This is a genomic window from Pseudomonas triclosanedens, assembly GCF_026686735.1.
In the GTDB taxonomy this organism is placed as follows: domain Bacteria; phylum Pseudomonadota; class Gammaproteobacteria; order Pseudomonadales; family Pseudomonadaceae; genus Pseudomonas; species Pseudomonas triclosanedens.
In genome coordinates this window covers 4,139,875-4,152,271 of record NZ_CP113432.1, presented here as the reverse complement: position 1 = coordinate 4,152,271, position 12,397 = coordinate 4,139,875, and the positions used below count along the sequence as shown (strand labels likewise).

Below are 12,397 nucleotides of genomic sequence, written 5' to 3'. Positions count from 1 at the left end.
AACGCCGGTGGCGTTATGCGCCCTACGTTCATTTCATTGGCGCGCGTTCACTTCATCGGCGATGTGCTGCGGCACCGCCACCGGGAATTCCAGCAACTGCTGGGCGAACGCCTTGCCCTGCGGGTCGATGCGCAGGCTGGCGACGCCGCCGCCGCCCAGGGCGTTTTCCAGCAGGAAATTCAGACTGTGCGTGCCCGGCAGATGCCAGCGGCTGACGCGGCCGAGCTGCGGATCGAGCACGTGCTGCATCCACTCCGCCACCGCACCCTCGCTCAGCGCCTCGGCGATCCACGGCAGGTAGTCGGGCTTGCGCGCCATGACGCCGATGTTGCTGTGGTTACCCTTGTCGCCGGAGCGCGCCACGGCCAGCTTCACCAGCGCCACGCTGGCCTGCGCCGGGCCTTGCGCGGCAGCAACGGGCAGGTCGTCGGCGAGTGCCTCCGGGCCGAAGGTATCGATGGCGGGCAGGGCGACACCCTGGCGCTTACCGCCGATCTCCACGGCCAGCTCGCAGGTGTCCTTGTCGACCAGAAAGGAGAACAGGCGGATCACCGGGTACACCGTGGGCCGGCCGCCGACGATGCCGGTGAGGCCCGGCGCCATGCCGGTGGCAGCCTGGGCGATCTCGCGGGAGAACAGCGCCAGCGCTTCCTTGCGGCTATGGCGCACGGCAAGCTTGACCACGATTTCGCGGTTGTCGCCACGGCGGCCATGCGGACCGTAGGTCGCTTCGCTGCCGAGCAGCTCGACGCTCACCTCGCGGTACGGGCCCCAGCCGCGTTCCATGATGATTTCCTCGGTCTTGGCGATGATCGCCTGGCTGACGCGCTCGGCCTTCTTCACCGCGTCGATGCCGGCGATCAGGCAACTGGCGGTGCAGCGGAAGCCGTCCGGGTAGGTGGCGCTGACCTTGTACTGCCCGGTGGGCGGCAGGCCGCGCGCGCCGCTGACGGCGACGCGGTTGTCGCCTACCTGGTCGAGACGCACCTGGGTGAAGTCGCAGATCACGTCCGGTAACAGGTAGGCGCGCGGGTCGCCGATCTCATAGAGCATCTGTTCGCCGACCGACAATCGCGTCACCAGGCCACCAGTGCCCTGCGGCTTGGTGACGACGAAGTCGCCGCAGGCCTGTACTTCGACGATGGGGAAACCGATGTGCTCGTAGTCCGGCACTTGCTCCCAATCGGTGAAGTTGCCGCCGGTACACTGCGCGCCGCATTCGATGATGTGCCCGGCCAGCGCGGCCTGGGCCAGCCGGTCATAGTCGTTCCAGGCCCAGCCGAATTCGTGGACCAGCGCGGCGCTGACCACGGCGCTGTCCACCACGCGGCCGGTGATGACGATATCGGCGCCGGCCTTCAGCGCTTCGACGATGCCCGGCGCGCCCAGGTAGGCGTTGAGCGAAACGCACATCGGTGGCAGCGGTGCGTCGCTGAACATCTCGCGGATGCCGGCCTTGGCCAGCTCGCCCAGGCGCGGTTGCAGATTGTCGCCGTGCACCACGGCGATCTTCAGCGCCACGCCAGCCTTCTCGCAGGCTGCAGCCAGCGCGGCGGCGCAAGCCTGCGGGTTCACGCCACCGGCGTTGCTGATGACGCGGATGCGCTTCGCTGCGATATCGCCCAGCAAGGGCGTCATCACTTCGACGAAGTCGGTGGCATAGCCTGCCTCCGGGTTCTTCAGTCGCGCGCCGGCCATGATCGACATGGTGATTTCGGCGAGGTAGTCGAACACCAGGTAGTCCAGTTCGGCGCCATGCACCAGTTGGGCGGCGGCGGTGGAGGTGTCGCCCCAGAAGGCGGAGGCGCAGCCGATACGTACGGTTCTGGTCATTGTTCTGCCCGTGACGTGGGTGATGGGTCGACATTACCAAGCAAGCGCTTGGTTGAAAAGGGGCGGCGACATCGACCCCAACCATTGGATGGCCAAGCGCTTGCTTGGTGGTCCCCGACGGGCTTACATTTCGTCAGACAACACAAGCACTTGCGCGGCGTTGCTATGAATCGCCGTGAGCAGATCGGCCTATGGTGGCCACATGGGGAGATAAGGCGTGGATGACCGCAAAGCTCGCGAAGTGATGCTGGAGCTGGTCGGGACCGGGCAGATCACCGACCCGGAGAGCGCCCGCGGCAAGCTGTTGCAGACCGCCGCGCACCTGTTCCGCAGCAAGGGCTACGAGCGCACGACGGTCCGCGACCTGGCGAGTGCGGTGGGCATACAGTCCGGCAGCATCTTTCACCACTTCAAGAGCAAGGACGAGATCCTGCGCTCGGTGATGGAGGAAACCATCCTCTACAACACCGCGTTGATGCGTGCCGCCCTGGCCGATGCCACGACGCTGCGCGAGCGGTTGCTGGCGCTGATCCGCTGTGAGCTGCAGTCGATCACTGGCGGTACCGGCGAGGCGATGGCGGTGCTGGTATACGAATGGCGTTCGTTATCGGAGGAGGGGCAGGCGTACATCCTCAGCCTGCGCGACATCTATGAACAGATGTGGCTGGAAGTGCTCGGGCAGGCGCGCGAGGCGGGCTACAGCCAGGGCGATCCGTTCATCCTGCGGCGCTTCCTCACCGGGGCGCTGTCCTGGTCGATCACCTGGTTCCGTCCCGACGGCAGCCTGACCCTGGACGAGTTGGCGGAGCAGGCTCTGCTGCTGGTTATGCGCGATTAGTTTCCGGCGTATGGTGCAGCGCTCTTCGTAGCGCGTAGGGCGAATAACGCGTCAGCGTTATCCGCCGCTATGGCGCCGGCGGATAACCCGTTCCGGGTTATGCGCCCTACAGGGATTTTGAGTGGCTCAGATGATCCGCAACGGATAGCTGAACAGCAGCAGGTGCAGGCAGTTCACCGCGGCGTGCAGCAGCACCGTCACCAGCAGACGGCCGCTGAAGTAGAAGGCCAGGCCATAGCCCAGGCCGGCGATGCCGGCGACCACCGCGAACAGCGGGTTGATCGGCCAGTGCACCAGACCGAACAGCAGGCTCGAAAGGGCCACCCCGAAGAACGCACCCAGGCGCCGTACCAGTTCGCTTTGCAGCAGGCCGCGGAAGAAGGCTTCCTCGGTCAGCGCGATAACGCCGACGTTGACTGCCATCCACAACCAGAAGCCCGGCGGCCATTTCGGGTTCCATACCACCAGGCCGCTCGCCACCGCTACCAGCGGCACGGCGAACAGGGTGGTGACGATGGCGATGGCGGCGAAGTCCGGCGAACGTTTCTCTGCCGGCACCGGTTCGCGGCGCAGCCACCAGACGAGCAGCGTGGCGCCGACCAGGGCTTTGTCCCAGGACAGCCGAAGGGCGTAGACGGGGGCGTCCGGGCTGAGCTGGCGCACTGGCCAGAGCGTCCATGAGGAGGTGCCGGGGAGCAGATGCGCCGCCAGTGCGATGCTGGCCACGAGGCACACCAGCCACCAGAGCAGGCGCGGCATGCGCGGCTCGCCGTAGAGCGTCCAGGCGACATAGGTGCCGCCGATCAGCAACCCCACTGGCTGGACGTAGCCCAGCGCGAATCCGCAGAGCAACAACACGACGGGCAGCAGCGGCAGGAGTGTCCTGAGCATTCATTCCTCCATCCAGGAGGGCGAAGTCTACTACGGCTTGGTTGGCGCCGATGCCAGTTATTGGCCGACACGTCAGGCACTTGCTGCGTTCAGCGCTTGTCGTCGGCGTCCTTGGCGTCCATTTCCGCATTGCGCTGATGGATGCGCTGCAGTTGCTCCTCGGTGAGCGGCAGTTTCTTCGCAGTATCGCGGAGCATCATCAGCGCGCCGACTATCGACCCCAGGGCAAGGGCCATGATCAACCAGGCATACCAGGGCATCGTCCGTCTCCGACAGTGGCAGGAGCGTTTACCTTAACCCTGTGCGACGAGCTTGTCAGGCTCGCGGCAATGCGTCCGGCTCCTGCACCTCGCTGTCGTCCTTCAGCCCGACGCCGGACAGGCGCAGGCGCAGCGCCTGTTGCAGCAGGTGCGCCAGCTTGTGCGCCGCCAGCCCGTACGGCAGCCCCTGGGGGCGTACGTTGGAGATGCAGTTGCGCTCGCTGTCCATGCGGCCTACGCGCGGCTGCCAGGTCAGGTAGAGGCCAAGACTGTCCGGGGAGCTTAGACCCGGGCGCTCGCCGATGAGCACCAGCGCGAGCTTCGCTCCCAGCGCTTCGCCGATGCCGTCGCCGATGGCCACGCGGCCCTGTTCGGCGAGCACCACAGGGATATTCGCCCAGTCACCGGGCAAGCGCTCGCGCAGTGCCAGCAGCAGAGGCAACGCGTGCTGCTGCACGGCCACCGAGGAAAGACCGTCGGCGATCACGATCACCAGTTCGGCGGCGGCCTTGCTGCCCTTGAGTTGCCACTGGCTGTCCGGGTGCAGCGCGCGGCCAAGATCGGGGCGCAGCAGGTAGGTGTGCCGGTCTGGCGCTTCGCTGCGCGCACGCAGGACGCGGAAGCCTTCATGTTCCAGGGCCTGCTGCAGCGCGGTGAAGTCCAGCGGGTGATGCACCGCGTCGCGCGCCTGGGCGTGGGCCAGGCCGAACTTCAGCACTTCGCGGGTGGGCAGGCTGGAGCCGACGCGGCCCAGCGCGATGCGTGCCGAGGTGTGCGCACGCAGCTCGTCCCAGGGGTCGCTCTGTACCAGTTCCATGATCGTCGCTCCTTGTTTCAGGCGTTGCCGGTGCGCGGCAGCGAGCGCAGCAGTTGATGGCCGTGACCGATCTGCCGCAGGCGTCCGGACGGTTCGGTGATGGCCATCCTTGCCAGCCAGGCGTCGAACTCCGGCGAGCGTTGCAGCCCCAGCGCGCTGCGCAGGTAGAGCGCGTCGTGGAACGAGGTGCTCTGGTAGTTGAGCATGATGTCGTCGGCGCCGGGGATGCCCATCACGAAGGTCACGCCGGCTGCGCCGAGCAGGGTCAGCAGGTTGTCCATGTCGTCCTGGTCGGCCTCGGCATGGTTGGTGTAGCAGACGTCGCAGCCCATCGGCACGCCGAGCAGCTTGGCGCAGAAGTGGTCCTCCAGCCCGGCGCGGATGATCTGCTTGCCGTCGTAGAGGTATTCCGGGCCGATGAAGCCGACCACCGTATTGGTCAGCAGCGGGCGGAACTCGCGGGCCACCGCGTAGGCGCGGGCCTCGCAGGTCTGCTGGTCGATGCCGTGGTGGCCGCCGGCGGACAGCGCGCTGCCCTGGCCGGTTTCGAAGTACATGACGTTGTCGCCCAGCGTGCCGCGCCCGAGCGACAGGGCCGCCTCGTGGGCTTCGCGCAGCAGCGCGAGGCTGATGCCGAAGCTCTCGTTGGTTTTCTGCGTGCCGGCGATGGACTGGAACACCAGGTCCACCGGCGCGCCGGCTTCGATGGCGCGGATCTGCGTGGTGACATGGGTGAGCACGCAGCTCTGCATAGGGATGTCGAAGCGCTGGCGCAGCTCGTCCAGCATCTGCCAGAGCTGCACCAGGGTGGGCAGCGAGTCGCTGGCCGGGTTGATGCCCACCACGGCGTCGCCCGCGCCATACAGCAGGCCGTCCAGCGTGCTGGCGGCGATGCCGCGCACGTCGTCGGTGGGGTGGTTGGGTTGCAGGCGCACCGAGAGGTGGCCAGGCAGGCCGATGGTATTGCGGAAGCGGGTGATCACCCTGCATTTCTTCGCCGCCAGGATCAGGTCCTGGTTGCGCATCAGCTTGCATACCGCGGCGGCCATCTCCGGTGTTATGCCTTTGGCGACGCTGCCGAGCGTGACGCTGTCGGTGCTGTCGAGCAGCAGCCAGTCGCGGAAGTCGCCGACGGTGAGGTGGCTGATTGGCGCGAAGGCCGTTGCGTCGTGGCCATCGATGATCAGCCGGGTGACTTCGTCTTGTTCGTAGGGAATCAGCGCCTCGTCGAGGAAGCGCTTGAGCGGTACGTCGGCGAGGGCGATCTTCGCCGCCATGCGCTCTTCGTAGCTGTCCGCGGCGAGCCCCGCGAGAGTGTCGCCGGAGCGTGCCGGGCTGGCCTTGGCGAGTAGGGTCTTCAGGTCGGCGAAGCGGTAGGTCAGGCTTCCGACCGAGGTTTGGTAGGACATGCTGGGCTTTCCGGTTATGCCGCGCCCATCGGTGGACGCGGCTCGCTGGCGATCAGACTCCGGTCAGCATAGCGTCTGCCGGGGCGCTGGCGCGATGTGCTGCGGTGAGTTGGAAGTAGATGAAGCCGACCAGCATGAACGCCAGGAAGATGCCGGCGATCTGCGGGTTGAACCACACCATCGCCGCCAGGCACAGCACGGCCAGCATCAGGGCGATGCCCGGCACCACCGGGAAGCCCGGCGCGCGGAAGCTGCGTTCCAGGTCCGGTTCGCTGCGGCGCAGCTTGAACAGGCTGAGCATGCTCATGATGTACATGACGATGGCGCCGAACACGCTCATGGTGATCATCGCCGCGGTCAGGCTCATGCCCTGCAGGGCGATCAGCCCGTCGCTGTAGATCGCCGCGATGCCCACCAGGCCGCCGGCAATGATCGCCCGGTGCGGCGTCCGGAAACGCGACAGCCTGGCCAGCCCGCGTGGCAGGTAGCCGGCGCGGGCGAGGGCGAAGAACTGCCGCGAGTAGCCCAGGATGATGCCGTGGAAGCTCGCCACCAGGCCGAACAGGCCGATCCATACCAGCATGTGCAGCCAGCCGGAGTTTTCGCCGACCACCATCTTCATTGCCTGTGGCAGCGGGTCGTTGATGCCTGACAGCGCCTTCCAGTCGCCGACGCCGCCGGCGAACAGCATCACGCCGATGGCCAGCACCACCAGGGTGAGAATGCCGCTGACGTAGGCTTTGGGGATGGTGCGCTTCGGATCCTTGGCTTCCTCGGCGGCCATCGCCGCGCCCTCGATGGCGAGGAAGAACCAGATGGCGAAGGGAATGGCGGCGAAGATCCCGCTGATCGCCGCGCCGCTGAAGCTGTCGGAGCCCGCCCAGCCGCCCAGCACGAAATTGCTGAAGCTGAAGCCCGGCGCGACCACGCCCATGAACACCAGCAGTTCGGCGACCGCGAGCACGGTGACGATCAGCTCGAAGGTGGCGGCGATGCTGACGCCGAGGATGTTCAGGGTCATGAAGATCAGGTATGCGCCGACCGCCGCGTGCCTGGGATCGAGCGAGGGGAACTGCACGTTGAGGTAGGCGCCGATGGCCATCGCGATGGCCGGCGGAGCGAAGACGAACTCGATTAGTGTGGCGAGACCGGCCACCAGTCCGCCTTTTTCGCCGAAGGCCCGGCGGCTGTAGGCGAAGGGGCCGCCAGCATGGGGGATGGCGGTGGTCAGTTCGGTGAAGCTGAAGATGAAGCAGGTGTACATGGCGGCCACCAGCAGGGTGGTGACCAGGAAACCGAGCGTGCCGGCCACGCCCCAGCCATAGCTCCAGCCGAAGTACTCACCGGAAATCACCAGGCCCACGGCGATGCCCCACAGGTGCAGGGTGCCGAGGGTGGGTTTGAGTTGCGTGTTCATGCGGGTTCTCCCAGGGGATGGATGACACGTCCCGGGTGGCAGTGCAGTGCCCGTGCCATGCCGTTGCTGCAGGTCGTAAAGCGCGGGATCGCGTCGTTTCGTGAACATTCGCCGCAAGAACCCGTGCGTCGAATGGGTGCGCCAGTGTTTCCGGCGAATCGTTTGGGTGCAGCGCGGCGCTTCTGTTGCAGGCCGATGACCGTGGGATGAATCTTCGCTTCGCCGCGATGGCTGTCACAGGATGGCAATCTGCCGCTGGTCTACTGCTGCCCATTCCAGCGACCGGAGATTCGCCAATGACCACCCGCGCTCTGCACGATTTGCTGCGCCAGGTAGCGCCATTGGCCCCGCAATTGAGCATCAGCGACGTCGCTGACCGCTTCCTGGCGGCCGAGCACCGGGCGTTTCTCTCGCTGCCGGTGGTGGACGCCGGTGGCCTGCCGCAGGGGCTGGTCAGCCGTTATGGCTTGCAGGACATCTTCATGCAGCGCTTCGGCCGTGACCTCTGGGGCCGCCGCCCGGCGCGCGACGTGATGAACCCCGAACCGCTGAAGATTCGCGCGGACCTGAGCCTGGAGGAAGCGGCGCAACAGGTCACCGCGCAACTGAGCTACCCGATCACCGAGGACTTCATTCTGGTGGACGAGCAGGGACGCTATCTCGGCCTCGGTACGGTGCTCGACCTGCTCAAGGCAATGGAGCAGCGCGTCGCCCAGCGCAACCGCGTGCTGCACAAGACGCTGCAGGACCTGCGCGAATCCCAGGCGCAACTGGTGCAGTCGGAGAAGATGGCGTCCCTCGGTCAGATGGTCGCTGGCGTCGCCCACGAGCTGAACACCCCGCTGGGTTACGTGAAAAACAACGTTGGCCTGCTGCGCGAGCTGCTGATTCCGCTTCTGAGCCTGGCCGAGACCCAGGCGCTGCTCAACGAATGCCTGGATGACCCGGCCTGCGACCCCGACTACCTGGCCCGCACCCGCGCCGCGTTCGAGCAGGCTCGTGAAGACGCCGCGCTGGAGCAACTGGTGGGCGACCTCGACCAGTTGTTCGGCGATACCGACTTCGGCCTCGCGCAGATCGGCGAGCTGGTCGGCGGCCTGAAGGACTTCGCCCGCCTGGACCGCGCCCGCAGCGAGGAAGTCGATCTCAACGACTGTGTGCGCAGTGCGCTGCTGATCGCCCGCAACAGCGTCAAGGAAAAGGCCGAGGTGGCAACCCAACTGGGCGCGCTGCCCAAGGTCGCCTGTGCGCCGAGCCAGATCAATCAGGTACTGCTCAACCTGTTCACCAACGCAGCGCAGGCGATGGAGGGCTTCGGACTGATCCAGGTGAAAACCTGGGCTGACGAGCAGAGCGTGCACATTTCGGTGCAGGACAACGGCAAGGGCATGACCGAAGAGGTTCGCGCACGCATCTTCGACCCGTTCTTCACCACCAAACCGGTGGGTCAGGGCACCGGGCTTGGCCTGTCGATCAGCTACAAGATCGTCCAGGACCACGGCGGCCGCATCCGCGTAGCGTCGGAGCCTGGGCGCGGCACGCGATTTCTCATCAGCCTGCCGCTGAGGCAGGACAACGAACTGAAACGGAGTGCCTGAAGATGAGCCAGCAGCCTGTCCGCATTCTTTTCGTCGACGACGAAGAGCGCATCCTGCGCAGCCTCGCGATGCAGTTCCGGCGCCATTATGAGGTGCTGGTGGAGAGTGACCCGCACAAGGCGCTGCAGCGCCTGCGCGAGGAGCGGGTGGACATCCTCGTCAGCGACCAGCGCATGCCGCAGATGACCGGCGCCGAGCTGCTGGCCCAGGCGCGGGAGATAGTCCCGGACACCCTGCGCATCCTGCTCACCGGTTATTCCGATCTCGACGCGGCGGTGGATGCGCTCAACAGCGGCGGCATCTTCCGTTACCTGACCAAGCCCTGGGACCCGCAGGAGATGGCCTTCACCTTGCGCCAGGCGGCGGAAATCGCCCAGCGCCAGGCTTCGTCGGCGCCGCTGGACCCGCAGGTCATCAGCCGCGTGGCCGCGCCGCTCAACGTGCTGCTGCTGGACGACGATGCGGAAACCCTGGCCTGCGTCGGCGAGTTCTGCAGCGCCGGCAATCATCAGTTGCACCGTGCGCGCAACCTGGCGGAGGCGATCCTGCGCCTGAACAGCGAGCCGATCGATGTGCTGGTCAGCGACCTCAAGCTCGCTGGCGAGGACACCGCGCCGCTGCTCAAGTCGTTGGCCCAGGCTCATCCGCGCCTGCTCAGCATTGTCGTCACGCCATTCCGCGACACCCAGGAACTGCTGGCGCTGATCAACCAGGCGCAGATCTTCCGCTACCTGCCCAAGCCGATTCGCCGTGGCCTGTTCGAGAAGGGCCTGAAAGCCGCCGCCGAGCAGGCGCTGCTATGGCGTGCCCAGCCCGCGCCCAGGGTGGCGCGGATCGCCGAAGTGCCGCGCGAGGAGCGTGAGCGGGAAAAGGTCGGCAGCCTGCTGGGAATGCTCGGTCGCCTGCGCGAACGCTTGAGCGCCTGAGCATTCCTGCCAGGCGGGCTACGGAAGTCGGCACGTTTCTGCGACAATGCGCGCCGATTTTTTCGATACCCGCGAGAGAGCCCATGTCCGCCTGCCAGACCCCGATCATCGTCGCCCTGGATTTCCCCACCCGCGAAGCCGCGCTGGCGCTGGCCGACCAGCTGGACCCGAAGCTGTGCCGGGTGAAGGTGGGCAAGGAGCTGTTCACCAGTTGCGCCGCCGGTATCGTCGAAACCCTGAACGGCCGTGGCTTCGAAGTCTTCCTCGACCTGAAATTCCACGACATTCCCAACACCACCGCGATGGCCGTGCGCGCCGCCGCCGAGATGGGCGTGTGGATGGTCAACGTGCACTGCTCCGGCGGCCTGCGCATGATGAGCGCCTGCCGCGAGACCCTCGAAGCCTTCAACGGCCCGAAGCCGCTGCTGATCGGCGTGACCGTGCTGACCAGCATGGAGCGCGAGGACCTGGCCGGCATCGGCCTGGACGTCGAGCCCCAGGAGCAGGTGCTGCGTCTGGCGGCACTGGCACAGAAGGCCGGCATGGACGGCCTGGTGTGCTCCGCCCAGGAAGCGCCGGCGCTCAAGGCCGCGCATCCGGCCCTGCAACTGGTCACCCCCGGCATTCGCCCGGCCGGCAGTGCCCAGGACGACCAGCGCCGCATCCTCACCCCGCGCCAGGCGCTGGACAACGGCTCCGACTACCTGGTGATCGGCCGTCCGATCAGCCAGGCCGCCGACCCGGGCAAGGCCCTGCGCGATATCGTCGCCAGCCTCGCCTGAACGCCACGCACGAAAACGACAAAGCCCGCTTGATGCGGGCTTTGTCGTTTCCGGAGGGCTGCTTTCTCAGGGTGGTGCAGCGCCAGGCCGTCGGCTTACTTCGCGGTGGCCGCGGCCGGCGCCGGCTCGAACCAGCGCGCCCGCAGCACGTCGTAGCTCCAGTTGAACACGATGGCGTAGGGCAGGAAGAACAGGATCAGGCCGATATCCAGGATGAATGCTTCCAGCAGGCTCACCGACAGCCACCAGGCAGCCAGCGGCACCAGCAGGAAGATCAGCCCCAGTTCGAACAGCGAGGCATGCAGCACGCGCACCGGCAGGGTGCGGCTGAAGCCCATGCGCCGCTGCGCCCGGTCGAAGCCTGCGTTGAAGAGCATGTTCCACAGGGTGGCGATGGCGGAGAACATCAGCGTCAGGGCACCCATGTGGCCCAACGGCCTATCCATCAGCCAGGCCAGCGTCGGCGCGCAGATGGCGACCGCAATGATTTCGAAGAGGAGGGCGTGGAACAGCCGCTCCTTCAGGGATTTGCTCGGGCTCACGGTTGATCTCCAGACACAGTGAAACAAGGCCGACTCCGTCGGTCCGTGGCTATTATCATCGGTCGACCGGTTAACTTTAAGTTGGCTACCATCGGGAAAACCGATGGAGGATGCTCATGCACTTTTCCCCCGAATCACTGCAGGCGTTCGCCGAGGCCGCCACGCTCGGCTCCTTCAGCGCCGCCGCGCGCAAGCTGGGCAAGAGCCAGTCCACCGTCAGCGAGGCCATCGCCCGCCTGGAGATCGATCTCGGCCTGCCGCTGTTCGACCGCACCTCCCGCCAGCCGCAACTCACCGAGGCCGGCAAGGCGTTGCTGGGGCGTGTGGAATAGGTGCTGATGGCCAACGATCGCCTCGGGCAGTTCGCCAACCTGCTGGTGGGCGGGCTGGAGTCGCGAGTGACGCTGGCCATGTCCGATACCTATCAGTCGGCTCAGTTCGAGGAGCGCCTGGCGGAGATCGACGCGCGCTTCCCCGAGCTGGAATTCGAATGGTTGATCGCCGAAGACAGCGACGTGCTCGACCTGGTGGTCCAGGGCCGCGCCAGCCTGGGCCTGCTGGCGGCGCAGCGCGAGTATCCGCCGGACATCGGCTCGGCGACCCTGAGCGAGCAGGCCGAGTTCGGCGTCTTCGTCAGCCACGGCCATCCGCTGGCCACCCAGGAGCGGGTAGAGCGCGAGGACTTGCTGGCCTGGCGCGCGCTGCGTCTTAACACCTATCTCGACGATGCCGCGCCGTCTCCCGGCGGACGCTGCTGGAGCGCGCCCAACTACCTGCTGTTGCTGGACATGGCGGTGCTCGGCTTCGGCTGGATCGAGCTGCCGAGCTGGATGGTCGGCCGCTTCGCCGCCGGCCGTATGCGGGAATTGAAGGTGGCTGGCTGGCCGCGTCGGGTGGCGGTGGATGTGATCTGGTCGCGGCAGCGCTCGCCCGGGCCGGCGGCCAGTTGGCTGGTGGAGCGCCTGCTGGGGCGCTGAATGCCAGCCAGGCAAGCGCTGGATCACAGATTGGGGACTAAATGTGTCCGAGCCTATGATGGCTAGCGTTGGGCCAGTAGGATCGGAGTTTTCCTAGAGCGAGAGGT

11 protein-coding genes and 1 pseudogene are annotated in these 12,397 nt (G+C 66.5%); 5 read left to right on the top strand and 7 right to left on the bottom strand.

Annotation, left to right across the window (positions count from 1 at the left end; genetic code table 11):
- Positions 1-33 precede the first annotated feature (33 nt).
- Complete coding sequence (locus tag OU419_RS19245) at positions 34-1,833, bottom strand: acyclic terpene utilization AtuA family protein (RefSeq protein ID WP_254476050.1); 1,800 nt, start codon at positions 1,831-1,833, stop codon at positions 34-36.
- Between the two features lie 217 nt (positions 1,834-2,050).
- On the opposite strand from OU419_RS19245, the gene OU419_RS19240 reads away from it, so the two are divergent.
- Entirely contained in the window at positions 2,051-2,671 is a 621-nt protein-coding gene (locus OU419_RS19240) for a TetR/AcrR family transcriptional regulator (RefSeq protein WP_254476048.1), read from the top strand.
- Between the two features lie 126 nt (positions 2,672-2,797).
- Here OU419_RS19240 and OU419_RS19235 read toward each other — a convergent pair whose 3' ends face one another.
- From OU419_RS19235 to eat, 5 genes are all read right to left on the bottom strand, one after another.
- Positions 2,798-3,562 (bottom strand): CPBP family intramembrane glutamic endopeptidase, encoded by a 765-nt coding sequence (locus tag OU419_RS19235; RefSeq protein WP_254476046.1) that lies wholly within the window; start codon positions 3,560-3,562, stop codon positions 2,798-2,800.
- An 89-nt stretch (positions 3,563-3,651) separates the two neighbouring features.
- Positions 3,652-3,822: a DUF2897 family protein gene (locus OU419_RS19230; protein ID WP_254476044.1), complete on the bottom strand. Its 171-nt coding sequence runs from the start codon at positions 3,820-3,822 to the stop codon at positions 3,652-3,654.
- 55 nt (positions 3,823-3,877) lie between these two features.
- Complete coding sequence (gene eutC, locus OU419_RS19225; protein WP_254476043.1) at positions 3,878-4,639, bottom strand: ethanolamine ammonia-lyase subunit EutC; 762 nt, start codon at positions 4,637-4,639, stop codon at positions 3,878-3,880.
- Between the two features lie 17 nt (positions 4,640-4,656).
- Positions 4,657-6,048 (bottom strand): ethanolamine ammonia-lyase subunit EutB, encoded by a 1,392-nt coding sequence (locus OU419_RS19220; protein ID WP_254476041.1) that lies wholly within the window; start codon positions 6,046-6,048, stop codon positions 4,657-4,659.
- A 52-nt stretch (positions 6,049-6,100) separates the two neighbouring features.
- Entirely contained in the window at positions 6,101-7,465 is a 1,365-nt protein-coding gene (eat, locus tag OU419_RS19215) for an ethanolamine permease (RefSeq protein ID WP_254476039.1), read from the bottom strand.
- A gap of 482 nt (positions 7,466-7,947) precedes the next feature.
- Here eat and OU419_RS19210 point away from each other — a divergent pair, with 482 nt between their 5' ends.
- The 3 genes from OU419_RS19210 (at position 7,948) to pyrF (ending at position 10,771) form a co-directional block, all read left to right on the top strand.
- Positions 7,948-9,063 carry a sensor histidine kinase gene (locus OU419_RS19210; RefSeq protein WP_254476103.1) on the top strand — a complete coding sequence of 372 codons (1,116 nt, stop codon included), beginning with the start codon at positions 7,948-7,950 and terminating at the stop codon, positions 9,061-9,063.
- 2 nt (positions 9,064-9,065) lie between these two features.
- Positions 9,066-9,989 (top strand): response regulator, encoded by a 924-nt coding sequence (locus OU419_RS19205; protein ID WP_254476037.1) that lies wholly within the window; start codon positions 9,066-9,068, stop codon positions 9,987-9,989.
- Positions 9,990-10,072: 83 nt separating this feature from the next.
- Positions 10,073-10,771, top strand: a complete 699-nt coding sequence (gene pyrF / locus OU419_RS19200; protein WP_254476035.1) for an orotidine-5'-phosphate decarboxylase — start codon at positions 10,073-10,075, stop codon at positions 10,769-10,771.
- A 95-nt stretch (positions 10,772-10,866) separates the two neighbouring features.
- On the opposite strand, the gene OU419_RS19195 is transcribed toward pyrF, so the two are convergent.
- Positions 10,867-11,313, bottom strand: a complete 447-nt coding sequence (locus OU419_RS19195) for a multidrug/biocide efflux PACE transporter (protein WP_254476034.1) — start codon at positions 11,311-11,313, stop codon at positions 10,867-10,869.
- A gap of 116 nt (positions 11,314-11,429) precedes the next feature.
- On the opposite strand from OU419_RS19195, the pseudogene OU419_RS19190 reads away from it, so the two are divergent.
- Positions 11,430-12,290: pseudogene (locus tag OU419_RS19190) on the top strand (LysR family transcriptional regulator).
- Positions 12,291-12,397: the final 107 nt, after the last annotated feature.

Excerpts from the sequence above, each read along its gene's own strand:
- OU419_RS19245 (WP_254476050.1), bottom strand. The coding sequence starts at position 1,833 with ATGACCAGAACCGTACGTATCGGCTGCGCCTCCGCCTTCTGGGGCGAC.
- OU419_RS19235 (WP_254476046.1), bottom strand. The coding sequence starts at position 3,562 with ATGCTCAGGACACTCCTGCCGCTGCTGCCCGTCGTGTTGTTGCTCTGC.
- OU419_RS19230 (WP_254476044.1), bottom strand. The coding sequence starts at position 3,822 with ATGCCCTGGTATGCCTGGTTGATCATGGCCCTTGCCCTGGGGTCGATA.
- eutC (WP_254476043.1), bottom strand. The coding sequence starts at position 4,639 with ATGGAACTGGTACAGAGCGACCCCTGGGACGAGCTGCGTGCGCACACC.
- OU419_RS19220 (WP_254476041.1), bottom strand. The coding sequence starts at position 6,048 with ATGTCCTACCAAACCTCGGTCGGAAGCCTGACCTACCGCTTCGCCGAC.
- eat (WP_254476039.1), bottom strand. The coding sequence starts at position 7,465 with ATGAACACGCAACTCAAACCCACCCTCGGCACCCTGCACCTGTGGGGC.
- OU419_RS19210 (WP_254476103.1), top strand. The coding sequence starts at position 7,948 with ATGCAGCGCTTCGGCCGTGACCTCTGGGGCCGCCGCCCGGCGCGCGAC.
- OU419_RS19205 (WP_254476037.1), top strand. The coding sequence starts at position 9,066 with ATGAGCCAGCAGCCTGTCCGCATTCTTTTCGTCGACGACGAAGAGCGC.
- pyrF (WP_254476035.1), top strand. The coding sequence starts at position 10,073 with ATGTCCGCCTGCCAGACCCCGATCATCGTCGCCCTGGATTTCCCCACC.